24 protein-coding genes and 1 tRNA gene are annotated in these 24,401 nt (G+C 59.2%); 19 read left to right on the top strand and 6 right to left on the bottom strand.

The features are described 5' to 3' along the window. Positions 1–329: 329 nt before the first annotated feature. The 6 genes from metG to ACTQZK_RS11285 all read left to right on the top strand — a co-directional run bounded on the left by metG (position 330) and on the right by ACTQZK_RS11285 (position 5,530). A complete protein-coding gene (metG, locus tag ACTQZK_RS11310) occupies positions 330–1,910 on the top strand; it encodes a methionine--tRNA ligase (protein ID WP_216529018.1) in 1,581 nt (526 codons plus the stop codon). Positions 1,911–2,037: 127 nt separating this feature from the next. Continuing rightward, positions 2,038–2,337 carry a nitrate ABC transporter substrate-binding protein gene (locus ACTQZK_RS11305; RefSeq protein WP_441899673.1) on the top strand — a complete coding sequence of 100 codons (300 nt, stop codon included), beginning with the start codon at positions 2,038–2,040 and terminating at the stop codon, positions 2,335–2,337. Between the two features lie 18 nt (positions 2,338–2,355). Further along, positions 2,356–3,057, top strand: coding sequence for a TatD family hydrolase (locus ACTQZK_RS11300; RefSeq protein WP_216529019.1), 702 nt, complete (start codon positions 2,356–2,358; stop codon positions 3,055–3,057). After that, the gene (locus tag ACTQZK_RS11295; protein ID WP_231088248.1) at positions 3,057–3,710 is read left to right on the top strand and encodes a flavodoxin family protein; all 654 of its coding nucleotides are present in this window, start codon (positions 3,057–3,059) and stop codon (positions 3,708–3,710) included. Before ACTQZK_RS11300 ends, ACTQZK_RS11295 begins: the two co-directional genes overlap by 1 nt. Beyond that, positions 3,707–4,600, top strand: a complete 894-nt coding sequence (gene rsmA / locus ACTQZK_RS11290; protein WP_216529020.1) for a 16S rRNA (adenine(1518)-N(6)/adenine(1519)-N(6))-dimethyltransferase RsmA — start codon at positions 3,707–3,709, stop codon at positions 4,598–4,600. Before ACTQZK_RS11295 ends, rsmA begins: the two co-directional genes overlap by 4 nt. A gap of 594 nt (positions 4,601–5,194) precedes the next feature. Continuing rightward, positions 5,195–5,530 (top strand): Veg family protein, encoded by a 336-nt coding sequence (locus ACTQZK_RS11285; protein WP_114566488.1) that lies wholly within the window; start codon positions 5,195–5,197, stop codon positions 5,528–5,530. Positions 5,531–5,608: 78 nt separating this feature from the next. Here ACTQZK_RS11285 and ACTQZK_RS11280 read toward each other — a convergent pair whose 3' ends face one another. The 3 genes from ACTQZK_RS11280 to ACTQZK_RS11270 all read right to left on the bottom strand — a co-directional run bounded on the left by ACTQZK_RS11280 (position 5,609) and on the right by ACTQZK_RS11270 (position 7,890). Next, on the bottom strand, positions 5,609–6,592 hold the full coding sequence (locus ACTQZK_RS11280; protein ID WP_216529021.1) for an FAD:protein FMN transferase: 984 nt from the start codon (positions 6,590–6,592) through the stop codon (positions 5,609–5,611). A gap of 142 nt (positions 6,593–6,734) precedes the next feature. Further along, the gene (locus tag ACTQZK_RS11275) at positions 6,735–6,923 is read right to left on the bottom strand and encodes a phenylalanyl-tRNA synthetase subunit alpha (RefSeq protein WP_114566490.1); all 189 of its coding nucleotides are present in this window, start codon (positions 6,921–6,923) and stop codon (positions 6,735–6,737) included. A 34-nt stretch (positions 6,924–6,957) separates the two neighbouring features. After that, positions 6,958–7,890 (bottom strand): LysR family transcriptional regulator, encoded by a 933-nt coding sequence (locus ACTQZK_RS11270; protein WP_216529022.1) that lies wholly within the window; start codon positions 7,888–7,890, stop codon positions 6,958–6,960. A 290-nt stretch (positions 7,891–8,180) separates the two neighbouring features. On the opposite strand from ACTQZK_RS11270, the gene ACTQZK_RS11265 reads away from it, so the two are divergent. The 4 genes from ACTQZK_RS11265 to ACTQZK_RS11250 all read left to right on the top strand — a co-directional run bounded on the left by ACTQZK_RS11265 (position 8,181) and on the right by ACTQZK_RS11250 (position 10,606). Continuing rightward, a complete protein-coding gene (locus ACTQZK_RS11265) occupies positions 8,181–9,428 on the top strand; it encodes a radical SAM/SPASM domain-containing protein (protein ID WP_216529023.1) in 1,248 nt (415 codons plus the stop codon). A 198-nt stretch (positions 9,429–9,626) separates the two neighbouring features. Continuing rightward, entirely contained in the window at positions 9,627–10,142 is a 516-nt protein-coding gene (locus tag ACTQZK_RS11260) for a DUF2975 domain-containing protein (protein ID WP_231088247.1), read from the top strand. Between the two features lie 8 nt (positions 10,143–10,150). Continuing rightward, entirely contained in the window at positions 10,151–10,414 is a 264-nt protein-coding gene (locus tag ACTQZK_RS11255; protein WP_114566494.1) for a helix-turn-helix domain-containing protein, read from the top strand. A gap of 116 nt (positions 10,415–10,530) precedes the next feature. Continuing rightward, positions 10,531–10,606, top strand: a tRNA-Ala gene (locus ACTQZK_RS11250). 102 nt (positions 10,607–10,708) lie between these two features. Here ACTQZK_RS11250 and ACTQZK_RS11245 read toward each other — a convergent pair. Together ACTQZK_RS11245 and ACTQZK_RS11240 are read right to left on the bottom strand one after the other, a co-directional pair. Beyond that, entirely contained in the window at positions 10,709–11,650 is a 942-nt protein-coding gene (locus tag ACTQZK_RS11245) for an ORF6N domain-containing protein (protein ID WP_441899672.1), read from the bottom strand. A gap of 431 nt (positions 11,651–12,081) precedes the next feature. Beyond that, a complete protein-coding gene (locus ACTQZK_RS11240; RefSeq protein WP_418830169.1) occupies positions 12,082–13,386 on the bottom strand; it encodes a sensor domain-containing diguanylate cyclase in 1,305 nt (434 codons plus the stop codon). Positions 13,387–13,661: 275 nt separating this feature from the next. Between ACTQZK_RS11240 and ACTQZK_RS11235 the strand changes: the two genes are divergently transcribed. The 9 genes from ACTQZK_RS11235 to ACTQZK_RS11195 all read left to right on the top strand — a co-directional run bounded on the left by ACTQZK_RS11235 (position 13,662) and on the right by ACTQZK_RS11195 (position 22,745). Then, positions 13,662–14,987: an ammonia-forming cytochrome c nitrite reductase subunit c552 gene (locus ACTQZK_RS11235; protein WP_428420244.1), complete on the top strand. Its 1,326-nt coding sequence runs from the start codon at positions 13,662–13,664 to the stop codon at positions 14,985–14,987. 326 nt (positions 14,988–15,313) lie between these two features. Beyond that, the gene (cgr1, locus tag ACTQZK_RS11230; protein ID WP_114566505.1) at positions 15,314–16,027 is read left to right on the top strand and encodes a cytochrome c-type protein Cgr1; all 714 of its coding nucleotides are present in this window, start codon (positions 15,314–15,316) and stop codon (positions 16,025–16,027) included. 268 nt (positions 16,028–16,295) lie between these two features. Then, on the top strand, positions 16,296–16,961 hold the full coding sequence (locus ACTQZK_RS11225) for a cytochrome c maturation protein CcmE domain-containing protein (RefSeq protein WP_114566592.1): 666 nt from the start codon (positions 16,296–16,298) through the stop codon (positions 16,959–16,961). Positions 16,962–17,023: 62 nt separating this feature from the next. Further along, positions 17,024–19,246, top strand: coding sequence for a heme lyase CcmF/NrfE family subunit (locus tag ACTQZK_RS11220; RefSeq protein ID WP_225748658.1), 2,223 nt, complete (start codon positions 17,024–17,026; stop codon positions 19,244–19,246). Positions 19,247–19,251: 5 nt separating this feature from the next. Further along, positions 19,252–19,974 (top strand): ABC transporter ATP-binding protein, encoded by a 723-nt coding sequence (locus ACTQZK_RS11215; RefSeq protein ID WP_114566507.1) that lies wholly within the window; start codon positions 19,252–19,254, stop codon positions 19,972–19,974. Between the two features lies 1 nt (position 19,975). Continuing rightward, entirely contained in the window at positions 19,976–20,692 is a 717-nt protein-coding gene (locus tag ACTQZK_RS11210; RefSeq protein ID WP_114566508.1) for a heme exporter protein CcmB, read from the top strand. A 75-nt stretch (positions 20,693–20,767) separates the two neighbouring features. Further along, complete coding sequence (locus tag ACTQZK_RS11205; protein WP_114566509.1) at positions 20,768–21,535, top strand: cytochrome c biogenesis protein; 768 nt, start codon at positions 20,768–20,770, stop codon at positions 21,533–21,535. A gap of 89 nt (positions 21,536–21,624) precedes the next feature. Further along, a complete protein-coding gene (locus ACTQZK_RS11200; protein WP_114566510.1) occupies positions 21,625–21,813 on the top strand; it encodes a hypothetical protein in 189 nt (62 codons plus the stop codon). A gap of 113 nt (positions 21,814–21,926) precedes the next feature. After that, positions 21,927–22,745 carry a UTP--glucose-1-phosphate uridylyltransferase gene (locus ACTQZK_RS11195; RefSeq protein WP_418830163.1) on the top strand — a complete coding sequence of 273 codons (819 nt, stop codon included), beginning with the start codon at positions 21,927–21,929 and terminating at the stop codon, positions 22,743–22,745. Between the two features lie 335 nt (positions 22,746–23,080). Here ACTQZK_RS11195 and ACTQZK_RS11190 read toward each other — a convergent pair whose 3' ends face one another. After that, complete coding sequence (locus ACTQZK_RS11190) at positions 23,081–24,214, bottom strand: TDT family transporter (protein ID WP_441899671.1); 1,134 nt, start codon at positions 24,212–24,214, stop codon at positions 23,081–23,083. Between the last annotated feature and the right edge of the window lie 187 nt (positions 24,215–24,401).

Below are 24,401 nucleotides of genomic sequence, written 5' to 3'. Positions count from 1 at the left end.
GCGGACGCACGCAACAACGCAGCCGAACCCCCCCCCGCATGGGGCGCTGCAGCCGAGCGCCCCCCTCCGCACGGGGCGCCGCAGCCCGCCCAACGTGCGTGCCCCCATCCCGCGCCCGCGCATTTACGCGCGGGATCGTCGTGCCGTGCGTTTTCGACGTGCTTTGCGGCGGCGGCAAACGGCCGTGTTAAAATAACCAGTTGCTGTTGCGCCGCAGCCTTGCTCGCGCAGACGGCACATGCAGGCGCCCGCATCATCCGCGGAGCGCGCCGACCATCCGGCCGACGAGGCATCATGCGCCGCGCGGCCCCGAGAACAAAGGAAGCACCATGTCAAAGGGAACCTACTCGTTCACCACTCCGATCTACTACGTAAACGCAGCCCCGCATTTGGGCACGGCCTACGCTACCATCGCGCCGGACACCGTTGCGCGCTATCAGCGCATGAACGGCTACGACGTGGCGTTCGTGACGGGCATGGACGAGCATGGCCAGAAGGTGGCCGATACGGCGGCGGCCAAGGGCATGACCCCGCAGGATTGGTGCGACTCCATGGAGCCGGCGTTTCGCGATGCATGGGATATGCTGGATATCACGTACACCGATTTCGTGCGCACCACCGAGCCGCGCCATGCGCGTTCCGTCAAGAAGTTCTGGCAGGAGCTTTTCGACAAGGGCTGGTGCTACAAGGGCAGCTACGAGGGCTGGTACTGCGTGCACGAGGAAACGTACTACGCCGAGAGCGACCTTGAGAAGAACGAGGAAGGCGCGTTCGTCTGCCCCGATTGCAAGCGCCCCGTGCAGAAGGCGGGCGGCGAGGAGAACTGGTTCTTCAAGCTGTCCGAATTCCAGGAGCCGCTGCTCAAGTTCTACGAGGAGCATCCGGATTTCATCCGCCCCGAAACGCGCAGGAACGAGATCGTGTCGTTCGTGGCCGGCGGCCTGAAAGACCTGTCCATCAGCCGTTCCACGTTCGATTGGGGCGTGCCGCTGCCGTTTGACGAAAGCCACGTGGCGTACGTGTGGGCCGACGCGCTGATCGCGTACCTCACGGGCATCGGGTACGCCGACGACGAACGCTCCGACGAGTTCGAGCAGCGCTGGCCCATGCAGTACCATTTCGTGGGGAAGGACATCACGCGATTCCACTGCGTGATCTGGCCCGCCATGCTCATGGCCGCAGGACTGCCCATCACGCATACCGTGTTCGGGCACGGCTTCCTGCTGACCAAGGGCGAGAAGATGTCGAAGTCTCGCGGCAACGCCCTCAAGCCGGCCGATCTGGTAAAGGTGTTCGGTGTGGACGCGTACCGCTACTATTTCATGAGCGACGTCCAGTTCGGCAGCGACGGCTCCATTTCCATGGAGCGCATGGTGCAGGTGTACAACGCCGATCTGGCGAACACGTGGGGCAACCTGTGCAGCCGCGTGTTCAACATGACGAAGAAGTACTTCGACTCGAAGGTTCCGGAGGCACCGGCGTTCGCTGCGGAAAACCCGCTGCGCGAGATCTCCGACGAGCTGTATGCCGAATACGACGCGTGCATGTCCCAGGTTGACTTCACCGGTGCGGCGGCTGCGGTGCAGAAGCTTGCCGGTCGCGTGAACCTGTACGTGGAGGAGTCCGCGCCGTGGAACCTGGCGAAGTCCGAAGAGACGGCTGACCAGCTGAAAGCCGTTATCTACAATGCGCTCGAGGCCATTCGCATCATCGCGCTGTACATGGCTCCGTTCATGCCGAACACGTCGGCCGAGGTGTTCCGTCGCTTGAGTTTGGGCGACATCACGGCCGTGACCGACATCGAAGCCGCTACGGCATGGGGCCAGCTTCCCGCCGGCAACCAGGTGGAGATCGGCGATCCGCTGTTCCCGCGCTTGGATATGGACTCTATCGATCTGAATATGGAATAAGCGCGTTTCGCCGGCCGCCGGGTCGGCGGAACCACCCGACGCTGCGGTACGTTCTCGCACGAAGATCACGCGCGGGAGCGTACCTCGCTGACCTGGGGAGAACCTGCAAGAAAGAAAGGGCCTGCCCATGACCGACGAACGACAAGAACCCGTTTTCGACGACCCGCTGTTTCGTCAGAAGCGCAAGCATGGAACGTACCGCGTGGTAGAAGCGCCGCAGCTGGAGGCCGAGGTGGCCGATACGCACGTGCATTTGCAGCTGTTGCCCGACCCGTCGCTTGCGATCGCGCGCTGCGCCGCGCACAAGGTGGGCTTCCTTTGCACGATCGTCGATGTGTTCGAGGACGGGTCGACCACGTTCGATCGTCTGAATTCGTGGCGCTTCGAAGCGGCTGCCGCTGCGAAGCGTTTCACGGGATGGACTTGAAGCGATCCGTTTCCGCGCGTGCCGCGGATTCGCATTGCAACGGGATGCCATCCCCATAACGCGCGGTACTACGACGACGGGTTGGAAGCCGATCTGCGCGCGCGACTGGCCGATCCTCGCGTGTGCGCCGTCGGCGAGATAGGGCTGGACTTCCATTACGATTTCTCGCCGCGCGAAGATCAGCGCCGTGCGTTTCGCCGTCAGGTTCGCCTGGCGAAAGAGGCGGGGCTTCCCGTTGTGCTGCACGTGCGCGAGGCTCACGACGAGGCGCTTGCCCTCATGCGCGAAGAGGGCTTCCCTGCGGCGGGGACGCTGCTCCACTGCTTCAATTTGGGGTGGGACGTGCTGGAGCCGTGGGTCGAAGAGGGGTGCTATGTGGCCTTTGGCGGGCCGCTCACGTTCAAGAACGCCGACGACGTGCGCGATGCCGCCTCTCGCGTTCCGGAGAATCGCCTGGTCACCGAAACGGACGCTCCGTACATGACGCCTGAGCCCATGCGCGGCATGACCTGCGGTCCCGAGCACGTCATCTTCACCGCAGAGCGCATGGCGCAGGTGCGCGGGTGCGAGCCGGGGCAAGACCGCGCGACGCTTCTTGAGCGCATGATGGAAAACGCGCGCGATCTGTTGGATCGCCCTGCAACGGCGTGGCAGAAGGCGGCGTCCGAAGCTCGAGCAGCCGGTTCCGCAGGTGCTGCCTTGTCGCGCGAAGGGTTGTGATGCACGTGAATCGCCTGATTATATGCGGGTCTCCGCGCGCGCGAGGTCGTAGCGCGGCCTTGTGCGAGGCGATTCGGTGGGCGTACGAGGATGCGTGCCCCGACGATCGCGTCGACGTGGTCATGCTGTCCGACGTGCATATCGCGCCGTGCACGGGGTGCGATGTGTGCAGGCGAAACGTGCCCGGGCGCGACGAGCTGTACTGCATCATCGCCGACGACATGGTGCGCGTTCGCCGGCTGCTCAACGAGTGCGATCAGCTTGTCGTGGTGACGCCGGTGTACTTTGCCGGGGTCCCCGCGCAGTTCAAGGCGTTTCTCGATCGGCTGCAACCTTACTTTTGGACGAATCGCCGTCAAGAGCGGAAGCGCCCCGCTGACCTGCACGTGATGGGGGAGGGCGGCGATCCGCACGGATTCGGCCCGCTTGTGGGCACCGTGCGATCGGCTTTGGCCGTGGCGGGGCTTCGGCTGGATACGGTGCATGATTGGGTGGGCCTTATTCCGCCTGATGGCAGCGTGCCCGAAGGTACTGACGTTTTGACGGGCGGGCGCGTGCACCCCGCTTCGGCTTACACGTGCTCGGGCCCCGATGGCGTCCATCCGCGTGCGGTCGAGCCGCGCGCCGAAACTGCGACAGGAGATTCGCTATGACCAAGCTTTCGCCTTTGGCGAGCGTGGCTGAAACGCGTGCGGTTCTGGAAGCGCACGGCTTGACGACCAAGTACTCGCTTGGCCAGAACTTCCTCATCAACGACGCTATCCTGCAAAAGATCGTCGCGCTGTCCCAGGTGTCCGAAAGCGACGACGTGTTGGAGGTGGGCCCCGGAATCGGGACGCTTACCATCGCTTTGCTGAAGCATGCGGGGCGCGTCGCGTCGGTCGAGCGCGATGCGGATCTGCCTGCCGTGCTGGCGGAAACGCTTGCGCCCTGGGCGGACCGCTTTACGCTGATCAGCAAGGATGCGCTTGATTTGCGCACCGAGGACTTGCCGTTTTCCCCGACCAAGCTGGTAGCGAATCTTCCGTATGCGGTTGCCGCCACCGTGGTGCTCGATTACTTCGAGGGCTTTGCGTCGCTGGAAAGCGCCACCGTTATGGTGCAGAAGGAAGTCGCCGACCGCATGGCGGCGCAGCCCGGCACCAAAACGTACGGCGCGTACACCGTCAAGCTGCGCCTGTACGCGGAGCCGGCGGGTCGTTTTGCGGTGGGGCCGGGCAACTTCTTCCCGCCTCCGCGCGTGGAAAGCGCGGTCCTGCGGCTCGATCGTCGTCCCGTGTTCGACGAGGCCGGCGATCCGCTTGACGCCGCCGCCCTCAAGGCTGCTGCCGTGATGGCGGACGCATCGTTCGCGACGCGCCGCAAGACCATAGCGAATTCGTGCAAGACGTATTTCGGCGGGCGCGGTGCCGAGGGGGCGCGCGTGATCGAGCGCCTGCCCGAACTGCTTGATCATGCCGGCATCGACCCCAAGCGTCGTGGAGAAACCCTTGACCTGCCCGAGTTCATTAAGCTGGGAGCTGCTTTGCAGCAAATCGTTTAGGGGCGAAGCGGGGAGGCGGAGCCCGTGAGCCAGGGGAGACGCCTCGCCGGCGCAGCGCTCTTGCCTTGTTGCGGGCGGGCCAACGACCCGCCCATTTCTCGCGTCTTAGGCTGCGTTCTTGAAAGCTTGCAGCAGCTTTTTCCTGAGCGCCTTGCCTTTTCCGCATTTGGGGTTTGCGAGCGGACATGACTTTTTGCAACAAGGGCATGTCCGCCCCTCAATCGGACTTCCGCTTTTTTTCGCGGAAGCCTTCTTGCTTTTCTCGACGGCCTTCGCGGACTTTTTCTTCTTGGCGGCTTTCTTCTCCTGATCGCGTTTCTTTCCCATGGTGCTTCCTGCTCGTCCTCGTCCTTATATGATGCCAATAAAGTAGCATATAAGGACGAAGCTTGTGAACGAGCAAAACGAAAGCGACATAGTTTACCTAAGAAAACATTGCGTAGAGCACGCGAGCGATTCTGCATGAAAAAGGTTGTAAGGGGCTGAAAACATGCGAATTAAGGGGGATTCGTGCAGATTTCCCTCTGTATTGACTGTAATGGTATAATTTTAATTTGTTATCTCTGTATATAGCATAAGCGAGAAAGAGTGAGCATGGATTTAGCGAAACAAGCCAAAATCGTCGACTCCATTCATGATACGTTACATGACTTCGTCGGTCAACGCCTAAAAGTGCGCGCCAACATGGGCCGCTCCAAGATTGTTGAGAGCGAAGGCGTGCTCATGCAGGTGCACCCTCAGTTGTTCATCCTGGAGGTCGATCGCAAGCGCGGGCGCACCGCTCGTCAGTCCTACCAGTACGTTGACGTTCTAACCGGCATGGTTGAGCTTTCCCAGAACGGCGAGCCGCTGTTCGAGCCCTTCGTGCCCGAGGCCGAAGGCGCCGTTTCCGAGGTTAGCCCCGCTGAGGGAGAGAAAGTACTTTCCTAGCCTTTTGGCATACTTATAGAGAAGGCGGGCACCGTGCGAACGGGCCCGCCTTTCGTTTCGAGTCGCTTGACGCTTGGCCTACGCTTCGATCACGTTGCCTTCGGCGTTGACGAAGTACGCGGCAAGGATGGCGGGATGCTTGCGAGCGAAAGCGCATCCGCGCTCTATGCCCAGCGCCAGCAGCGTGGTCGAGTATCCTTCGGCGTCAATCGATCGGCGCGCGAGCACGGTTGCGCCCGCTGCGTCGGTTTGGACGGGGTACCCTGTTTCCGGGTTCAGGATATGATGGTACAGCGCGCCGTTCCGGGTGAAGCACCGCTCGTACACGCCGCTTGTTACTGCGGAAGCTTCCCTGATCGCAACAGCTCCTACCAGTGCATGCTTGTCGCGTGGGTCTTGCAACCCGATGCGCCAAGGGCTTCCGTCCGGCTTTTGCCCGTGCGCAACCACGTTGCCGCCTAAATTCACGATGAACGATTCAAGGCCGTGCGATGCTAGGAGTTCCGCCAGGCGATCGGCTATCCATCCCTTGGCTATTCCGCCTACGTCCACTGCCGCTTGCGGGTCGTCGAGCCGTGCTTCCCAGCCGCCGTCCGTTTGCTCCACGTGCACGCCGCGCCAATTCACATGGGAAAGGGCTTCCTCCAAGGCTATTTGATCAGGTATGACGCCCTTGTGGAAGTTCCAGAGGCGCACTGCAGCCCCCATGGTGATGTCGAACCGCCCTTCGCTGTCCGCGCAGTAGCGCAAAGCTTCGTTCAGAAGCTGGGCAGTATCGGCTCCAATGGGCGTCGACGCCCCCTCGGCAGCGTTGAGGCGCGCTATGTCCGAATGGGGAAGCGTGCGCGACAGCGATCGCTCGAACGAGCGGCAGGCAGCGCGCGCGTCTTCGAACGCGGTGCGGCATCGATCGGGGTCGGCGTAGGCTTGCAACGTGACGACGGTGTTGAACGCATAGAACCGATGCGTCATCATTCCGGTGTCGCTGGGGCCGTGCGTTTCGTGCTCGTGCTCGAGCGGTATCGCGTCGCGCTTGGGCGCGCCTGTTTCGAAAGTATCCATGCGCACAGTATACGGCAAAGCCCTTCACCGGGACGTTCGCTTCCTGCGGCAAGGAGCTTCCCGGACTTTTTGCAGACTGCTGCCTGATAGGAACAGCAAGCGGAACTTTCTTGTGCGGTTGCGACTGCGACTCGCCTTGGAGCTAGTCTTGCGGCTCTGAGGTGGAAACGTTCTGGCGGGCAATGCTGGATTGCTCGCTGATGGCGCGCACCACGTCGTCTCTCAGCGAGGGCACGTCGTCGGTCGAGTCCGCGGTGTCGAAAAGCGACGCGATGGCTTGCGAGAGTTCGATGATGCGGAGGTTCAGCTCGCGATCTGAAGATGTTCCCATAATCGTTTCCTTCCTTCTTTCGCTTGGCTTGTCGTCAATGATGCTCGGGCATGGCTTGCGGTTTTCTTCTTAGGCGCGTGACGATGCCAAGCAGGTAGCGCTCTGCTTGGAGCATCGCTTTGTTGGCATTGCCGCTTGCGTGCACGAAGCAAAGTGGGATGGAGATAAGATCTTCGGGTGCAAGGGGCAGCGCAACGGCGTTCGGATAGAGTTCTTGCAAGGCTGGATCGTCGATGACGAACACCGCACCGTGCTCTTTGTCGAGAAAGCGCCGATGGGCCTCAACGAACGGTTCGAGCATAGTGTAGCTTGGCTCGACGTTCTTCGCGCGAAGGTGGTCGGCTATGACGCCTTGGCAGTACCTGATGTCTTCCGGGGCCGCTAAAGGGGTTTTCCGAAGGTCCTCAAGGTGAATCGCGCTTCTTGATGCAAGCGGATGGTTTTGCGACACCATCAGGGACGGCTGAACGGAATGCAGCTTTATGCAAGTGATGTTCGGCTTGGTCACGCGGCCGAGGATGACGGCGCCGTCGATGAGTCCTTCTTCGACGGCGGACAATCCCGTGCTGCCCGCGTTGAACGACAAAGACAGCTTTATCTGGGGGTACGACGCGTTGAACGCCGAAAAGTCTTGGACGTGCAGCACGTTCCCTCGGCAGGGCGAGCACGCCACGGACACCGCTGCCCGGCCTTCTTTCGATTGCCCGGCTGCGTGGTCTTTCGCGAGCGATTCCAGGTCCGCCAAGCAGCAGAGCACTTCCGATGCGCGTATGCAGAACAGGCGGCCGAACTCGGTGGGCTCGACGGCACGTCCCGTCTTTTCGCAAAGACATACGTGGAGTTCGCGCTCTAGGTCGCCAACGGCTTTGGAGATTGCTTGCGGCGTCACGAAAAGCTTCTTTGCAGCCATGGAGAAACTGCCGTATCGCACGGTGGTTACGAAGTATTCCAGCTGACTGATGTTCATGGACGTCGTTCTTTCGAAGGGTTGGCCTCTCTGGTTCGCTCAGGTACAAATTTATCATAAAACATTAAATTGCTGTGTAGTTTTGCGAGTAAATGGATTGAATAAAGCCCCAGATGATAGCCGTAATTTCAATACGTAACCCCCGGATTACATATTGAAGCTAATTATCATATATCAATTGTATTGCTTGCAACATTTGATTGATCGTTGGTACGTTTTGTTCTTTTGGGGCAAGGGGGCCGCCACCATAATGCTTGACGTAAGCGATTCGACTGCGACGAGGAGCGTGTATGAAATTCGCCGAGGGTGTTGTTTCGTTCGAGTTTGCGGGAGTGACGCTTGTGGGGTGTCTTTCGACGGGGTATGTGATTGGCCTGGACGAGGCGGGCGCGGGCGTTTGCGCGCGCATGTTCAAGGAAAACGTGCCGGTGGAAGACGTTTCCGCTGTCGATCCTCTGCTGCTTGAGCACTTGGTCAAGGGAGGGTTCTTCCAGGAGGCCGTTGCGTCCGAGCGCGTGCTTTCCGCCTATCTTCACGTTACGCAACGCTGCAATTTGACGTGCGCTGGGTGCTATTCCTTGGATGATCAGCGCAATGCGCTTGACGATGCTCCTCTTGCCGATGTTTTGCGCGGCGTGGACGAGCTGGCTGTCGCCGGCGCATCGAGGTTGGTTGTTTCGGGTGGCGAACCGTTTTTGCGCGACGATCTTCCCGCTATTGTCGAGCATGCGAAGCGAGCGTGCGGCTTGGCGTCGGTGACGGTGCTTTCCAACGGAACGTGCATGTCCCGTGCCGCTTTGGAGCGCATGGCGCCTTTTGTCGACTGCGTGTCCGTATCGTTCGATGGATGTTCTGAGGGCTCGCGGGCGTACATTCGTGGAAAGCAGCGTTTTTCCGAGCTGGTCGAAGCGGTGCGCATGGTGCGCGAAGCGGGCATCGCCGCGCATATTATCCCGACGGTTCATGCGCGCAACGTGAACGATCTTGCCGATTACGTGAGGCTGTCCAAGGATTTGGGAGCAACGCTCAACTTCAGCCTGCTTACCTGTGAGCCATCCGACGAGGTTTTGGGAGGCTTGCTGCCGGGGGATGAAGAGCTGCGCATGCTGGGTCGCTCTTTGCTGACGCTCGGAGAAGGCAAGCCGATTCCCGCCATGGACGCGCCGGTGGGGATGAGCCTGTCGGTTCGTCGAAACTGTGGGGCTGGATACAATACGCTGAGCATTGCCGCCGATGGGACGATATACCCTTGCCACATGCTGCATCGTGGCGAATATGCGATGGGCAATGCGTTTTCCGGATCGGTGGCCGAGGCGCTCAGGTCAAACGTGTCGCGGATGTTCCGCATGCTCGACGCGGCGGAGTTCGAGGACTGCGGAGCGTGCCGCTATGTGCGAATCTGCGGGGGTGGCTGTCGGGCCCGCTCGCTGTTCGAATCGGGCGATTTGGAATCGAAGGATTCCTATTGCCTGATGACCCAGGCGTTTTACGATGCCTTGGGTCGAGCCATGTCCGAGTCCATTCAGGGAAGGAGGTAGGCCCATGCTGTTTTATAGCGATGTCGATCCGAAAGCGATCTGCTATCCTATTGGCATTAACGGTTCTTGCTTTGCAATAGGCATTTAGATCGGTTGGCGGGGAGGGTTCTCCCCGCCTTCTTAAGTTGCCGCGATCGAGATGTGCGATCGGCGCAGAGCTTGCACCGTCGTGATTTGTTTTCGGAAGGGGATGTGGGCATGTTCGGCGGTGAGCCTCTATCGGTGGAAGATTCTTTGGCCAGGACGGGCAGGGTGTGCAAGACGATCAGCTTGCTCATGAAGGTTGTTTTCGTGTTGCTTTGCGCGTGGTGGCTGGCTTCTGCGAGCGTGATGGCTTTCTCACTGATCGTTCCGGGCTTTTACGATTACGCGGTCACCTTCCCGTTTTTTCTGGTGTACATTGCCTCTTCGGCGGCGATGGCCACGGTTTGCGTGACGCTTATCAAGGTGTTTTCGGACGCATCGAAAGGTCGGTCTCCTTTTACCATGCTTCAGGTTCGCCGTCTGAGGGTTGTGTCGGCGTTCTTCCTGGTATACGCTGTGCTTGAGGTTGTGCTTACCAGCGTTGTCCCATTCATGGCGGGCGGCGTTGACGAAGGCTTTGTTCCCACGTTGAACCTTTTTCCCTTTGTTGCTTCGGCGGTCATCTTCGCTTTTTCGTTTGTGTTCAAATACGGCGTACTTCTTCAGGAATTCTCGGACGAAACCATATAGGTGGATACATGCCAGTTGTCCTTACACTTAATAGCGTTATGGCGGACCGGGGCATTTCGCTGAACGATCTGGCGGATAAGGTCGGCATTACTAACGTGAACTTGTCTCGCATCAAGACGGGCAAGGTGAAGGCCATGCGGTTTTCGACGTTGGGGATGTTGTGCGAGGTGCTGCAGTGCCAACCTGGCGATATCCTTTCGTATATGTCGGACGAAGAGTATCGGGTCGAGTTCGGCGTCGATCCCTCCGATGATGGGTACGCTGAGCCTTGACGGATTCGGTCCTGGGCCCCGTTCGTGTACATTTTGCAGAGTGCCGCAAAATGCCATTTGACAAATGGGCCCGATACGGGCAAAATGTTGCCTCGCGCGATAAGCGCACATGCCGTGGGGATGTAGCTCAGCTGGGAGAGCATCACGTTCGCAACGTGGGGGTCGTGGGTTCGAATCCCATCATCTCCACCACGGAATTTTGATCGGGGCGAGCCCAATGGCTTCGCCCCGATTTTTTCTCTTTCCGCATAGTGGGGAATTGTCGGCTTTCGGCTTAATTAAGGATTCCCGCTTTTAAGCTTTTTTCAGTCGGTCCAGGATGTCTTCCACCATTTTGGCATCTTGGATTTTCGTTATAGCGAAGCACTTCCTGCCGGCGTCCTTGAGCGATGCCCCGATGTGATATCCGATTGAATCGTCGATAATCAAGAATCGGTCGTGGAAGGCCCGAGTGTGGTGCACTTTCAATGCGGGATACTGAAAGTTGAACGTGTCGATGTCGGTTTGCGTCAACCTTGTATTGGGCAACGTATGGATGGTCACAGTCGCCCCCGTCGCTTTCTTAGCCAAGATGTTGAGCGTCGAAACGTCGACATAGCTGTCTATGAGCACGATCTTGTACTGGGCTTTCTGAATGAGTTCGACCAGAAGACTGAAAGCATCGAATAACTGACCATCGAAGAAAGCTTTCTGGGTTGTCTCAGGCGCGCTATCTATACAGGCAAAAACCTGGTCGAGCTTTTTGTCGGTCTCTTTCTGATATTCAAGCTGCCTCAGTTCTACTTGTCCGATACGTTCGAAAAGAGCCGCATTGTTTGCGAGGAATCGACGGGTCTCCACAAAGGCGTCCATGATGCGAATGCTCGTCTCGACTGCGATGTCGCTACGGAGAACTGCAGAAAGCATCGCGATCCCTTGTTCGGTGAACACATATGGAAGATAGCGTCTTCCTCCTCTTCCGTTTGAGGTCACAGTTTGTGACCTCAAACGTTCGTGCTCTTCTGAGGTAAGTCGGAATCGGAATCTCTCGGGAAAGCGGTTTTCGTTACGCCTCACTGCTTGATTGAAAACCTTGGTTTCCACGTCATACAGCATTGCCAGATCACTATCTAGCATGACCTGCTGGTTTCGCATAACGTAGATGAGGCTCTTGACATCGATGGGGTCGAATGAAGTCAAAGCGATATCGTTGGTCGCTTTAGTTCCGCTGCTCATCTCAACGCCGTCGTTTTCCAAGGCCGTTCCTTTCAGAAGCCGGTAAAACGAGTATGCCTAAAAACAACAGCGCAATCAAGAGTGCCTCGAGCCCCTTCTTGTTCGAGGGATATGGTGGGTCGTTTTCAAGTCAAAGAACGAATTACCAATTAAGTTACTGAATTGTGATGGTATACGTACCTTTTGGGAGAGCATCACGTTCGCAACGCGGGGGTCGCGGGTTCGAATCCCATCATCTCCACCACGGAAACTTGATCGGGGCGAGGCCAACGGCTTCGCCCCGATTTTCGTACGGAGCACCTTTTGTCCGAAAGGCCCAGTTGCTGGAATGTCGCCCAAAATAAACAAGCTAAGGACTCGGCGCTGCTTTAGCAGCAAATCAAGTGCGAGTGCATACTCACCCGCAGCATAACCACGTCGCATGCGGCTCGACCGATACGACGCCCGTCGCCTTAGCTTCTCTTCTGCTCGTACATCCTGGAATCAGCCAGTTGAAGGACTTCTTCGAAGCTCGATCCTTCGGTCGGGAAGGTGGCGTAGCCGAAACTCAAGGCAATCGGCAATTCAGTCTGCCCGATGTCGACGCGTTCGCTGTTCAGGCTTTCCAGCTTGGAGCAGAACGCGCGAATCCCGTTTTCACCGGACACGCCTCGAAGCACGATCGCAAGCTCGTCTCCGCCCAGTCGGATAGCCAGATCGTCGCTGCGTATCATCGACTGTATCCTGTCGGCAACGCTGATCAGCAACCTGTCGCCGGCATCGTGGCCGTAGGTGTCGTTGATATCCTTGAAGTTGTCGAGGTCCAAGTAGAAAATCGTGTACGAATCGGAACCCTTGGTCGCCGAAGCCTCGAATTGCTTGAGCATGCTCCTGTTTCCCAGCCCGGTCAGGTTGTCGACGCATGCCTCGTTGCGCACGCGCTCAAGCTCGTCTTCCTTTTTCCTCAAGTACCTGAATCGCATGATGGACATGATCAGGCCCGATAGGAACACGGTCAAAACGATGGCGCCTTCCAAGCTGTCCGGACGCTTTTCGATGTCAAGCTGCCAAAATCCGTTCGCCAGGGGAATCTTGACGGACACGGCGCCGCGCCCCGTATAGTTGCTGCTGGCCTCCATGAGCGTCTTTTCTCCTCCATTGACCGTGGCGCTCAACTCGTACTCGCATCCCAGCATGTCGACCGTTTCCAGGTCGATGGTTTCAAGCACGCTCCGAGTGTCCATCACAAGAGACACCATGCCCCAGAACTCTTCCGTTCCGTTTTCGTCCGGCAGAAACACTGCCTTTCTCAAAATCAACCCCGACCCCCCTTGGGTAAGCTCGTAGGGTCCGGATAGCACGGGCTCGCGGGTTTCCAGAGCGATCTCCGCTTCTTTTTTGCGCTCGGGCATTTCGAAAATGTTGTCTCCGATAGCGCTTTCGTTCCTTTCGCGAGGGAATACGTGCTCGACGATGCCATGGGGGAGAAACGAGATATTGCGCACTTCTGGCTGACGGGCTATGGGGTCGAGCAGGATTTCCAGTTCGTCGTCGGAAAGCGTATCGTAGCCGGATTCCACTACGGCTTCCGCAAGCTCGATCCCCAGGTAGGCTTGGCCAAGGGTACTCTCTATGCGGCCGCTGCCAAATTGCAGGAACGTTCCCAGGTCGCCCTGGTCCCTGTTTAGAAATCCGAGGGACAAGATAAGCACGACCAAGATGTCGATGGCCAGCATGGCAACCAGCGAAGCTGTCGAGTTTCTGATTCCTGCACGCATGGGGCTCCTATAGTTGAAGCAAGGCCCGCTCGGGCGCAAACTCCTTAGACATGAGAAAGATATGCGCGTCACTCATAAGTCCATGATACCGCATAAACGGGTTGCGACATTGAGGATCGAAACCGCATCGGCATGAGGCTGACGCAGCATGTAAGGGTTTTCCCCTAATGCGCAGGGTGAAATCCCCGCAGTTGATCTTGGTATGCTCGCTTTATGTTGAGAAAGCTTGTATATTTTGTGGAGGAGAGATCGTCAGTCAAAGGGAGGAGATTTGTATGACTAAGGTCAAGAAGAACAAACTCGCTCTCTGGACCGCATCGCTATGCGCGTTTGGTATGGTCATGGGGCTGGTTGCATGTGCGCCCCAGGCTGCTACCGACGGCAAAGCGGACCAGAAAGAAGAGAGCAAGACGCAGAAGGTGGAAATGCCCGCTGCAGACGAGTTCGGCGTTGTCGTTGCTGATTCGTGGAAGGACATCTATCCCGATCAGTACAAGACGTACAAGGAAAACGATGCCAATTCGCCGGATTCCGGCAAGCATAACTATCTGGAGCTGTACCCGGCTCTGAACACCATGTACAAAGGTTATGCGTTCGCATTGGGCTACGACGAGGCTTCCAGCCACGTGTATTCGCTGAAGAGCGTGAAGGAGACTCCTCGTACCATCAAGAAAGAGCAGCTTGCCGGCTGTATCACGTGCAAGACGCCGCAGTTCACCGCCATGGTGAACGAAAAGGGCGAGGGCGTCTACAAGGAGAAGTTCAACGACATGATCGGTCAGTTCACCGAGCCGATCAGCTGCTACAACTGCCACGAGAACGATCCGTCTCAGATCAAGTTGACGCATTCGTACTGGGTTGACTCGCTGGGCAACGCCGCCAACGACGACAAGGCTGCCCCGCTGGGCGCCCAGGCGTGCGGCCAGTGCCACAACGAGTACTACTTCGATGGCGAGACCAAGGCCACCACGAACCCGTACACGGGCCTCGAGCAGATGACCCCCGACGCTATTCTGGCGTACTACGACGAACGCAACTTCAAAGATTGGGAGCATGCTGACACGCTGGCCCCCATGCTGAAGGTGCAGCATCCTGAGTTCGAGACCATCTACGGCGGCAAGCAGACCACGATGGCCAAGAACGGCTACAGCTGCGGCGATTGCCACATGGGCACCGTCGAGGGCGAGAACGGCGAGTACACGTCTCACAACTGGACCAGCCCGCTCGAGAACAAGCAGCTGCTCGAGAACGACTGCAACAGCTGCCACAAGGATCTCAAGAAGCAGGTTGCCGATTGGCAGGCTGAAGAAGAAACTCGCGTGACGGCTATCAGCGAGAAGATCGAGGCTCTGACCAAGGGCATCGCCGAGAAGTACGCTGACGAGATCGCCGCCATGAAGGCTGCCAAGGAAGCAGGCACCGAGGTTCCCGCCGCTTCCGAGGAACTGGCCTCCTTGCAGAAGATTCAGCGCAACGCTCAGTTCTACTGGGATTTCGTGATGGTCGAAAACAGCGAGGGCGCCCATAACCCCACGCTGACGTTCGAAACGCTTGACAAGGCCGAGAAAGCTGTCGACGAGGGGCTTGCGAAACTCGCATAACGCGACAGGGACGTTCTCTCCAACGTTTCTGAGGGCAGGGGAAGGGGGCGCATGCTTCCTTCCCCTGTTCCAGGGGAGCCGGATTTCGGTCGTGCGGGGTTACGCGAGGTTATGCAAAAAATTGAGCGAAAAAAGCCGAATCACACGAAAAATGGGGGCAATCCGGGCTAATTCCCCCCAAATGGGTGATAGGTTTTTTCCCGGTTGACCGGTAGTATGCATGTGGTAAAGTTCTTGTGTTTCCGTTTGGCATCGAAACGATGCTTCCCTAAACGGACGCAGACGGGATGCAAGAGACGAGTATGTTTGAAAGGGGGTTAAAGAGTATGAGCGAAGAGGAAACCAAAGTGGAAGCCGCCACCGAGGCAACTGAGGCTGATAACTCCACGACCAAGGAAGCCGCTCCTAAGAAAAAGGGAAAGAAGTGGCCGATCGTTGTGGGTGTCGTCGCGGTTGTTTTGATTGCAGCCGGTGCCGGCTTCTGGGTTTGGCATGAGCAGCCGAGCTTCTGCAACGCCATTTGCCATACGCCGATGGATCAGTACAACGCTACGTACGACCAGGAGCCGAACACGGCAGGCGTTGACAAGTGGGGCAACGAAGTGAAGAACACCAGTTCTATGCTGTGCGTGTCGCACAAGATGCCGACCGATCAGGGCGGCGCTGGCGCAACGTGCATGAGCTGCCACATTCCGACTATGTCGGAGCAGATGTCCGAAGGCATCAACTGGGTTACCGGCAACTACGTGTATCCGCTTGAGGAGCGCACGGGCGCCGATCTGGTTGAGGCTCGCGGTCTTGAGGCTGACCAGTTCTGCCTGAACGAGAGCTGCCACAACCTGACGCGCGACGATCTGGTGAAGGCTACGAGCGGCATGGAGTTCAACCCGCACGTGCCGCAGCATGGCGAGATCGAGTGCACCGAGTGCCATAAGGCACACCGTGCGTCGGTGATGTACTGCACGTCGTGCCACAGCGAGGCCGAGGTGCCCGAGGGCTGGCTGACGGTCGCTGAGGCGAAGAAGCTCCAGACGGCGTAAAGCTTTGCTTCGTACGCTCGCGTTTCGAGCGAACAATTGAATAGCACGAGGGAGCCCGCCTTAAGCGCAATGCGCTTGGACGGGCTCCTTTTGTCAAAGGTCCGAAGAACGAAATGGCTGGTCGCGGCACGTGCGAAGTACGCTTCGCATCGCGAGCGCACACGCCGTGGACGGTTCGCATGGCAAGCTCTTGGATTTTGCCATGGCGCTCTTCGGAACTTTGAGACATTGCAGAAAACAGTACGGGAAACAGCATGAGGAGGCGAGCGTGAACGCGAAAACGAAACGTCGTATGGTCGTGGTGACGGGGATTATCGTTATGGTGCTGGTCGTGGTCTTGGCCGTGGTCGGGGGATCGAGCTCTGCCAAGAGCGTTTCGATTGCAGAAGCTGCAACCGGGGGATACGCTGACCAGAAGATCCAGGTGAGCGGCAACGTGGTGGAGAATTCTTTCGAAACGAAGGACAACGTGCTGACGTTTGCCATTTACGATCCTGAAGGCGACAAGTCCCAGCAGGTCAAAGTGCGCTTCGAGGGCGGCGTTTCGGCTACGTTCGGCAATGACGTGACGGCGATCTGCACGGGCAAGATGACCGAAGAAGGCGTTCTGAACGCGTCCGAGCTGGTTACGAAGTGCCCGTCGAAGTACGAGAACTCGGCCGACGCGCTTACGGTCGCCCAGTTGGTGGGCTACGGCGACGAGGTGCTTGACAAGCCGGTCAAGGTGGCTGGCTCGGTGAAGGCCGGCACGCTGGTCGCGGCCGGGTCGGGCGACCGCTTCGTGCTTGTCGACGCGGAAAGCGGGGAAGAGCTGCCGGTTCTGTTCGACGGCGCCATCTCCGACGAGATCAAGGACGGCACCCAGCTGGTGCTGACGGGCTCCATCAACGCTGGCGGCAAGTTCGCCGCGACCGAGGTGGCTTTGCAGGGCTAGCGGAAACGCGAATCTTAAGACGATAGGCGGCGGCTTCGGCCGCCGCTTCGGAAGGAAACTACATGGCAACTATTGGTGTGATCGGGCTTCTGGTCGCTTTTGCGGGCGTGGCGGTGTCCGTCGTGTGCCTGCTTGCGGGCGCGCTGCTTGCGCGTAAGCGCTCAGGCGGTATAGGCGAGACGCTGACCTGGGGCGGCCATATTGGCGTGATCCTGTCGGCGGTGGCGCTGACGTTCTGCTGCGGCATCCTGGTCTTCTGCTTCATGACGGGCGACATGAGCATCGAATACGTTTTGCGCCAGCACAGCGACGCTTCGGGCGAGCTGGCCTGGCTGTACAAACTGTCCGGCTTGTGGGCCGGTCGCGAGGGCTCTCTTCTGTTCTGGGCGTGGCTCATCGCCGCGTTCAATGCGGTGGTGGCCGTGCGCAATTTGAAAAGCCCGCGCAAGCTGGACTCCATGGCCTTGCTGGTCAGCCAGCTGGTGTTGGCCGCGTTCGTGGGCGTGCTGCTGCTTTCCGAAAGCAACATGCCGTTCACGGCCACGCCGCTCAAGTACTTCAATTCTGACGGCACGCTGACCAGCTCGGCTTCCATGCTGGGTATGAACACGCTGCTGGAGCACTGGGCTATGGCCATTCACCCGCCCACGCTGTTCATCGGCTACGCAGGTTTGACCATCCCGTTCGCGTACGCCATTGCCGCGCTCATCGTGAACGACTCCTCTAAAGAGTGGGTGGTCCGTTCGCAGCGCTACACCCTGTTCTCGTGGTTCTTCCTGGGCGTGGGCATCGGCCTGGGAGCGGTTTGGGCGTACGTCGTGCTGGGTTGGGGCGGCTACTGGGGCTGGGACCCCGTGGAGAACGCAAGCCTTTTGTCGTGGCTTGTGGGCGTGGCCCTCATCCACAGCTTCACCGTGTATCGTCAACGCGGCGCGTTCAAGCGCTGGAGCGTGATGTGCGCGTGCCTGACGTTCGCGTTCGTAATCGTGGGCACGTTCATCGCGCGCTCCGGCTTGGTTCAGTCGGTTCACGCGTTCGAGGGCGACCCGGTTTCGCTTGTGCTGTTTGGGGCGCTGATCGTGCTGTCCGTCGTGGCCGGTATCGTTGGGCTGGTCATCCGTTGGAAGAGCTTCGGTCCGGGCGCTTCGGGTTCCGACGATGTTGAGAACATGCTCTCGAAGGATGCGGCCTACTACTTCAACAACGTGATCATGGTGGTGTTCGCCACGTTGCTGGCGTACCTGACCATCGCTTCTGCGCTGCCGGGTTGGATGCCGTTTGGCGGCCAGGCTATTTCCGCTGGCACGTACAATGCCATCGCCCGTCCTTTGGGCATTGTCTACCTTGCCATTTTGGCTATTTGCCCTCTGCTTTCGTGGGGCAAGACCGACGGCAAGCAGTTCTGGAAGCGCGCGCGCGTGCCGGCCGTGTGCGCGCTCGTGCTGTTCGCCGTGCTCATGGTGTACTTCGTGACGTATCTGGTTCCCAGCTACAACGCGGTGATCGCGGCAGGCGGCATCAATGCCGAGGGCCTGATGGAAGAAGGTCCGGCGTGGTACTACAACGGCTTGGCGGCCGTGGGTCTGCTGGTGGCCAGCTTGCTGTTCTTCAACTCGCTGTTCATGCTGGGCCGCGCGGTTCGCGGCTACCAAAAGGGGCATGGCGGCAATCCGGTGTCGGCTGCCTTCGGCATGCTGGTGAATCGCGCTTCCACGTTCGGCGGTTTCGTCGCGCACTTCGGCATGGCGGTCATCCTGGTGGGCTTGATCGGCTCGTCCATGTACGTGACGGAGAAGGTTGCCTACGTCGGCTACGACGAGGCCACCGATACCGCTTCCGAGGACTTCGTCGTCAAGGACTACACGCTCAAGTACACCGGCAACGAAATCGTGCCGCAGGACAACAAGGACGACATCCTGTACACGGTGCACTTCGATGCGTACAAGGACGGCCAGTTCGTCGGCTCGGTTGATCCGACCGTGCAGTTCGTGCAGTCCACTCAGCAGCAGAAGCTGGTGGCCAGCGTTATTTCGTTCCCGACCGAGGACTTGTTCGTGGTGTATCGCGGCGTGAACGAAAACGGCGACTTCTCGATGGACGTGCGCGTGAACCCGCTGATCTCCCAGGTTTGGATCGGCTTCTTCCTGCTGATGGCAGGCGTGTTGATTGCCACGGCAGGCAAGCGCGGCGCCAGCCGCAAGCTGACGGGTGCGGATGCTGCTGCGTCGATGGAAGATTCGAAGAGCGAGGGCTGCGAACCTGCATCTGCGAAAGCGGAGGCGTAATCGTCATGACCGATGCGCAAGCGGCTATCAAGACCAAGAAGCTCTCCAAGGTGTTCGGCAACCGTCGCGCGGTGGACAACGTGTCCATCGAAGTTCCCCAAGGCGCGTTCCTGTCCATCTTCGGGCCGAACGGTGCGGGCAAGACGACGTTTCTGCGCGTGCTGTCCACGCTTGCCCGCGCGTCGTCGGGATCGGCTACGCTCATGGGCATCGACATCAAGGAGGAACCCGACAAAGCGCGCGACCACATCGGGCTCATTTCGCACAACTCCATGTTGTACCCGGATTTGACGGCCGAGCAGAACCTGCTTATCTACGCGCGTCTCTACGGGGTGGAAAACCCCGAGGCGCGCGTCCTCGAACTGCTGGAGTCGGTTGAGCTGAAACATCGCCGCTTGGACGTCGTGCGCACGTTCTCGCGCGGCATGACGCAGCGCTTGAGCATTGCGCGCGCTCTGATTCACGATCCTGACGTGGTGTTTCTGGACGAGCCGTACTCGGGATTGGACCCGCATGCCGTGGAGATATTCGATGAGCTGATCGAGCAGCAGCGCGAGGGCCGCACCTTCGTCATGGTCAGCCATGATCTGCAGAAGGGCTTCGCCATGTGCACGCACGCGCTGGTGCTGGCGAAGGGCAAGGTGGTCGCGTTCGATCAGAAGGACGCGCTGGACTTCGACGAGTTTTCCGGCTTGTACCGCCAGACCGTCGGCATGGGGGTGGCGTAACATGTCCGTGGTTTTGAAGAAGCCCTCGACGTTCCAGCAGTACAAGACGCTTTTGCGCAAGGACTTGGAGCAGGAGTTTCGCACCAAGGAGATGCTCACGTCCATGGGCATCTACGCACTGTTGGTGCTTATCGTGTACGGCGCGGCGCTCGGCCAGACCACGAGCGCTTTGGACGTGCTCCAGATCAGCGGCGGCCTTCTGTGGGCGCTGATCGTGTTCACGTCGCTGCTGGGTTTGAACCGTTCGTTTTCGCACGAGAAGGAGCAGGGCTGCATGGAGGGCATTTTGCTGGTGCCCTTGGATCGATCGGTCATCTTTCTGGCGAAGGCTACGTCGAACCTTTTGTTTTTGCTGGTGGTAGAGGTTTTGGCCGTGCCGCTGTTCTACTTCTTCTTCCTGACAACGGTTTCGCCGTCGGAGCATTTTTGGCTGCTCGTAGTGCCGTTGCTGGTGGGAACCGTGGGCATGGCGGGCATTGGCACGCTTTTGTCCACCATCACCATCAACACGCGCGGCAAGGACGTCATGCTGGCGGTGCTGTTCGTGCCGCTCATCTTCCCGCTGCTGTACGCGTGCGCGTCGGCCACGACGGCCGTGATCGTGGGGGCCGAGGGGTATATGGACGTGTTTTCGCTGTCGCTTATGCTGGCGGGTGGCTACGATGTGATCATGCTGCTGCTGAGCTGGGTGCTGTACGATTTCGTTATCAGCGCGTAGGCGCTTCGCCGGCCTGATGGTCGCTGAAGCCGCTCAACGCTGCAAGGTGTTGGGCGCTCGACAAAAGGAGGGTTTATGACTGACGAGAAAAAGCCGCTCAAGCTGCCGGAGGCGGGGCAGTGGCCTGACCGGGTGGCGCCATGGGCGTTGCTGGCAGGGGCCGTGCTGACCACGGTCGGCTTCCTTATGGCGTTTCTTTACGCGGGGCCGGTGAACGGCGCCGCCGTGAACGGCGTGGAGCTGATCGGCGGCCAAATGGTGTCGTCGAAGCTGCTGCTGTCCCAGAAGATCTTCTATTTCCACATGCCGGTCGCCCTGGTTTCGTTCGGCGCGCTGGCGTTTGCAGGCTACTACTGCGTTCGGTTCCTCATGACGAAGAACCAGCGTTTCGACACGTGCGCGAAGGTGTGTATGGAAATTGCGCTTTTGTTCGTGACGTGCACCATGATCACGGGCGATTTGTGGACGCGCTTCGAGTGGGGCGTGTGGTGGACGTGGGATCCGCGCTTGACCACGTACCTTATCCTGATGCTGATCATCATTGCGTACTTCGTGCTGCGCAACGCCATCGACGAGCCGGAGCGACGTGCCACGTACTCGTCGGTTCTGGGCATCATCGCATGCGTGGACGTGCCCATCTGCTACATGGTGACGCGCCTTATTCCCTCGAGCATCCATCCCGTGGTGCTTCGCGAGGGCGGCATGTCGCCGGATATGGGCATGACGGTGGGCGTGGTCATGCTGGGCATGATCATGGTGGGATTCGCCTTGTACCGCTTGCGCTTTCGTCAGGTTCGCTTGGCGCAGCGCGTGGAGGCCGTCAAGGAGCAGCTGGAAGACTAACGCGCTCGGCTGCCGCGTCTGCACGATAGGCGATGCGGCAGCGGGGAATTGCGCGAACATGACGAACGAGTCGTTGAGAAGGAGCATCCATGAATCCGGTTCTTGTTGAAATCTACAGCACCATCATTCCGTCGGCCCCGTATATCATCGCGGCGTATGCCCTGATGTGGGCTGCAATTCTGGTATACGTGTTCATTATCGTGCGCGGTCTGAAGAAGACCGAAGCGCACATGGCCGTGCTCGAGGAGGCTCTGGCCGAGAAGACCGCGGCGAAATAGCGGGACGTTCGACGCATCTTGCGTCCGTGCTACAATAGCGAAACGAATGAGACGAAGCGCCGCTCTTGCGGCGCTTCGCGTATGAAATGCGACTCAAGAAAGGTCCCGAAGCCATGAAAGCTCTGATTCCCGCCGCCGGTTTGGGCACGCGCTTCCTTCCTGCCACGAAGGCGCAGCCGAAGGAAATGCTGCTGGTTGTTGATCGTCCGGCCATCCAGTACGTTGTCGAAGAGGGCCTTGCATCCGCCGCCGACGAGGTGGTCATCATCAACAGCCGCGAGAAGCAGGCTATCGAAGATCACTTCAGCCCGAACCCGGAGCTGGTTGCCACGCTGCGCGCCCGCGGCAAGGATGCGTACGCCGACGTGGTGGAGCAGGTGGGCAACTACAACGTGAGCTACGTGTACCAGGACGAGGCGCTGGGCCTGGGGCATGCGGTGCGCTGCGCCCACGAGAAGACCGGCAACGAGCCGTTCTACGTGCTGCTGGGCGATGTGCTGGTGCCGGACAACAAGATGCTGCCGTGCATGCAGGAGGTGTCCGACGCTCACGGCGGAGCCAGCGTGATCGCGGTCATGCCGGTGCCCGATGACCAGGTGAGCCGCTTCGGCGTGATTGCGGGAGCTCCCGTGACCGACGACGTGTGGAAGATCGACGCGCTGGTGGAGAAGCCGGCGCTTGAAGACGCGCCGTCGAACTTGGCGGTGTTCGGCCGCTACTTGCTGTCCGCGCGGGTGATGGAGCTTTTGGCCGACGTGGAGCCGGGCGTGGGCGGCGAGATCCAGCTGACCGACGCGCTCGACGCCGTGCTGCGCGAAGAGGAGATGTACGCGCTGGTCATCGACCCGGCCGACGGGTTCGACACCGGTACCGTGGAAAGCTGGCTAGAAACGAACAACATTCTGTTCGAGCGAAAGAACGCGGGAAAGTAGGCGTTGGCGGGCTGGGCAAGGGAGCAGGACTAGCAAGGCGGGAAACGAGGCTGATGCCCCGTCTTGCCTTGCTTGCTTTTTGCCCGGAAAAGGATCGGCCCGGGGAGAGGGGAGCTCCGCCGGGCGCAAGGAGGGGGTGTACGGTGCCTCTTGGGCACCGACTCTGCTTTAAGGGGTAAGCAGAAGCAAATTGAAAAGGAGGGGAGCCTTTCATTTGCTGATACCCAGTATAAAAGTTGACCTTGAAAAACGTATGTGTCGACCGTGCGCGTTTTGTGAATCGATGCTTCTGAAAGTAACAAGAAGGTAACCATGAGAGGAAAACGCGGCAAATGCTAGCGCTCTTCGGCTTTGCCCGGTTCTTCGCACGCTGCGTTGCAATCGATTCCCGCAGCTACGGGGACGAAGGCTTCGGCTTTCGCGGGGTGCTCAAGCGCGTCCGATCCGCGCTTGAGGTACGCTCTGAGCGCGCGCAGCGCTGCGGTTTGCTCGGGAGCCAGCTTTCCGTTGACGCGATCGTTCTTCAAGCCTGCCGCAAACATGCCGAGGAAGCGTGCGTACACTATGGCCACGATGGATGTGGCCAGCAGCAGCTGGATGCCCTCCACTTGCTGAATCATGGACGCGGCGCTGGCGAATCCGGCGGCGGCGAGCGTCGAAGCGAACCCGTGGGTTGCCAGCAGCCCTACGGCCATGGGAAACGTCATGCCGGCAAATCCGGGGTGAAACTGCACGCTGAAAAACTTCGGCAGCTTTGCCACCACGTACGCAAGCGATACCGCCACGCAGGCGAACAGCGCCGCGAGCACGATGAGGTTCGGCTCGCTTGCAACGTTGACGTACGACACCAGGCACATGCTGCACGGACCGAGCATGATCGCTTGCGAATGCATGGTGGCTTCGGCGACTTCGCAGCGCTTCATGCGCCAAAGCATGAAGGGCGTAAGCGCAACGTACGCCGCGATGCCCCAAACCACTATGCCTAGTGCCAGCGGCTCGGGCATGAACGGCATGCCGACGACCGTGGCCACCATGACGCCGTTAGTGGTGACGTACCAGCTGGGCATGAACGTCTTCCATTCGAATCGCCGTAGGAAAAAGCGGACGAAGAACACCGCAACGTGCACGATCAGCAACCCGAGCATCGCGAAGAACACCGCCTGAGCGCCGTCGTGCAGGACGGGCGCGAGACCTGCGTAGTATACGCACAGCACCATGATCAGCATGGGGAGGGTGGGGTATAGCGCGGCAAGCATGGGGTTCGCGTATTCCGCGGCTATCACGCTTTTGAGATGGAAGGCGATCTTCAGGCAGTACGCCAGCGCTACGACGGTCGAGATTACGGCGGTTATCGCATGGACGAACGGGTATCCGATCGTTTCGTAAAACCCTCCCAGTACAAGCAGGCCCAAGGTGGCGGGCACTACGGGAAGCGGGAGCCGTGAAACCTTGTCTTTGAGGTACTTCATGAGGAGTCCTTCATCGCGGTTTGCGGACGCATTCCTTCCCTGGAAAAAGATCGGCCCGGGGAGAGGGGAGCTCCGCCGGGCCACAAGGAGGGGATGTACGGTGCCTCTTGGGCACCGACTCTGCTTTAAGGGGTAAGCAGAAGCAAACTGAAAAGGAGGGGAGCCTTTCATTTGCTGGAGCCTAGTA

The organism is Paraeggerthella sp. LCP19S3_G8, from assembly GCF_052119225.1.
GTDB lineage: Bacteria > Actinomycetota > Coriobacteriia > Coriobacteriales > Eggerthellaceae > Paraeggerthella > Paraeggerthella hominis.
The sequence above is the reverse complement of the archived record's forward strand: the minus strand, read 5'-3'. Positions and strand labels throughout refer to the sequence as shown.

Excerpts from the sequence above, each read along its gene's own strand:
- metG (WP_216529018.1), top strand. The coding sequence starts at position 330 with ATGTCAAAGGGAACCTACTCGTTCACCACTCCGATCTACTACGTAAAC.
- ACTQZK_RS11305 (WP_441899673.1), top strand. The coding sequence starts at position 2,038 with ATGACCGACGAACGACAAGAACCCGTTTTCGACGACCCGCTGTTTCGT.
- ACTQZK_RS11295 (WP_231088248.1), top strand. The coding sequence starts at position 3,057 with ATGCACGTGAATCGCCTGATTATATGCGGGTCTCCGCGCGCGCGAGGT.
- rsmA (WP_216529020.1), top strand. The coding sequence starts at position 3,707 with ATGACCAAGCTTTCGCCTTTGGCGAGCGTGGCTGAAACGCGTGCGGTT.
- ACTQZK_RS11285 (WP_114566488.1), top strand. The coding sequence starts at position 5,195 with ATGGATTTAGCGAAACAAGCCAAAATCGTCGACTCCATTCATGATACG.
- ACTQZK_RS11280 (WP_216529021.1), bottom strand. The coding sequence starts at position 6,592 with ATGGATACTTTCGAAACAGGCGCGCCCAAGCGCGACGCGATACCGCTC.
- ACTQZK_RS11275 (WP_114566490.1), bottom strand. The coding sequence starts at position 6,923 with ATGGGAACATCTTCAGATCGCGAGCTGAACCTCCGCATCATCGAACTC.
- ACTQZK_RS11270 (WP_216529022.1), bottom strand. The coding sequence starts at position 7,890 with ATGAACATCAGTCAGCTGGAATACTTCGTAACCACCGTGCGATACGGC.
- ACTQZK_RS11265 (WP_216529023.1), top strand. The coding sequence starts at position 8,181 with ATGAAATTCGCCGAGGGTGTTGTTTCGTTCGAGTTTGCGGGAGTGACG.
- ACTQZK_RS11260 (WP_231088247.1), top strand. The coding sequence starts at position 9,627 with ATGTTCGGCGGTGAGCCTCTATCGGTGGAAGATTCTTTGGCCAGGACG.
- ACTQZK_RS11255 (WP_114566494.1), top strand. The coding sequence starts at position 10,151 with ATGCCAGTTGTCCTTACACTTAATAGCGTTATGGCGGACCGGGGCATT.
- ACTQZK_RS11240 (WP_418830169.1), bottom strand. The coding sequence starts at position 13,386 with ATGCGTGCAGGAATCAGAAACTCGACAGCTTCGCTGGTTGCCATGCTG.
- ACTQZK_RS11235 (WP_428420244.1), top strand. The coding sequence starts at position 13,662 with ATGACTAAGGTCAAGAAGAACAAACTCGCTCTCTGGACCGCATCGCTA.
- cgr1 (WP_114566505.1), top strand. The coding sequence starts at position 15,314 with ATGAGCGAAGAGGAAACCAAAGTGGAAGCCGCCACCGAGGCAACTGAG.
- ACTQZK_RS11220 (WP_225748658.1), top strand. The coding sequence starts at position 17,024 with ATGGCAACTATTGGTGTGATCGGGCTTCTGGTCGCTTTTGCGGGCGTG.
- ACTQZK_RS11215 (WP_114566507.1), top strand. The coding sequence starts at position 19,252 with ATGACCGATGCGCAAGCGGCTATCAAGACCAAGAAGCTCTCCAAGGTG.
- ACTQZK_RS11210 (WP_114566508.1), top strand. The coding sequence starts at position 19,976 with ATGTCCGTGGTTTTGAAGAAGCCCTCGACGTTCCAGCAGTACAAGACG.
- ACTQZK_RS11205 (WP_114566509.1), top strand. The coding sequence starts at position 20,768 with ATGACTGACGAGAAAAAGCCGCTCAAGCTGCCGGAGGCGGGGCAGTGG.
- ACTQZK_RS11200 (WP_114566510.1), top strand. The coding sequence starts at position 21,625 with ATGAATCCGGTTCTTGTTGAAATCTACAGCACCATCATTCCGTCGGCC.
- ACTQZK_RS11195 (WP_418830163.1), top strand. The coding sequence starts at position 21,927 with ATGAAAGCTCTGATTCCCGCCGCCGGTTTGGGCACGCGCTTCCTTCCT.
- ACTQZK_RS11190 (WP_441899671.1), bottom strand. The coding sequence starts at position 24,214 with ATGAAGTACCTCAAAGACAAGGTTTCACGGCTCCCGCTTCCCGTAGTG.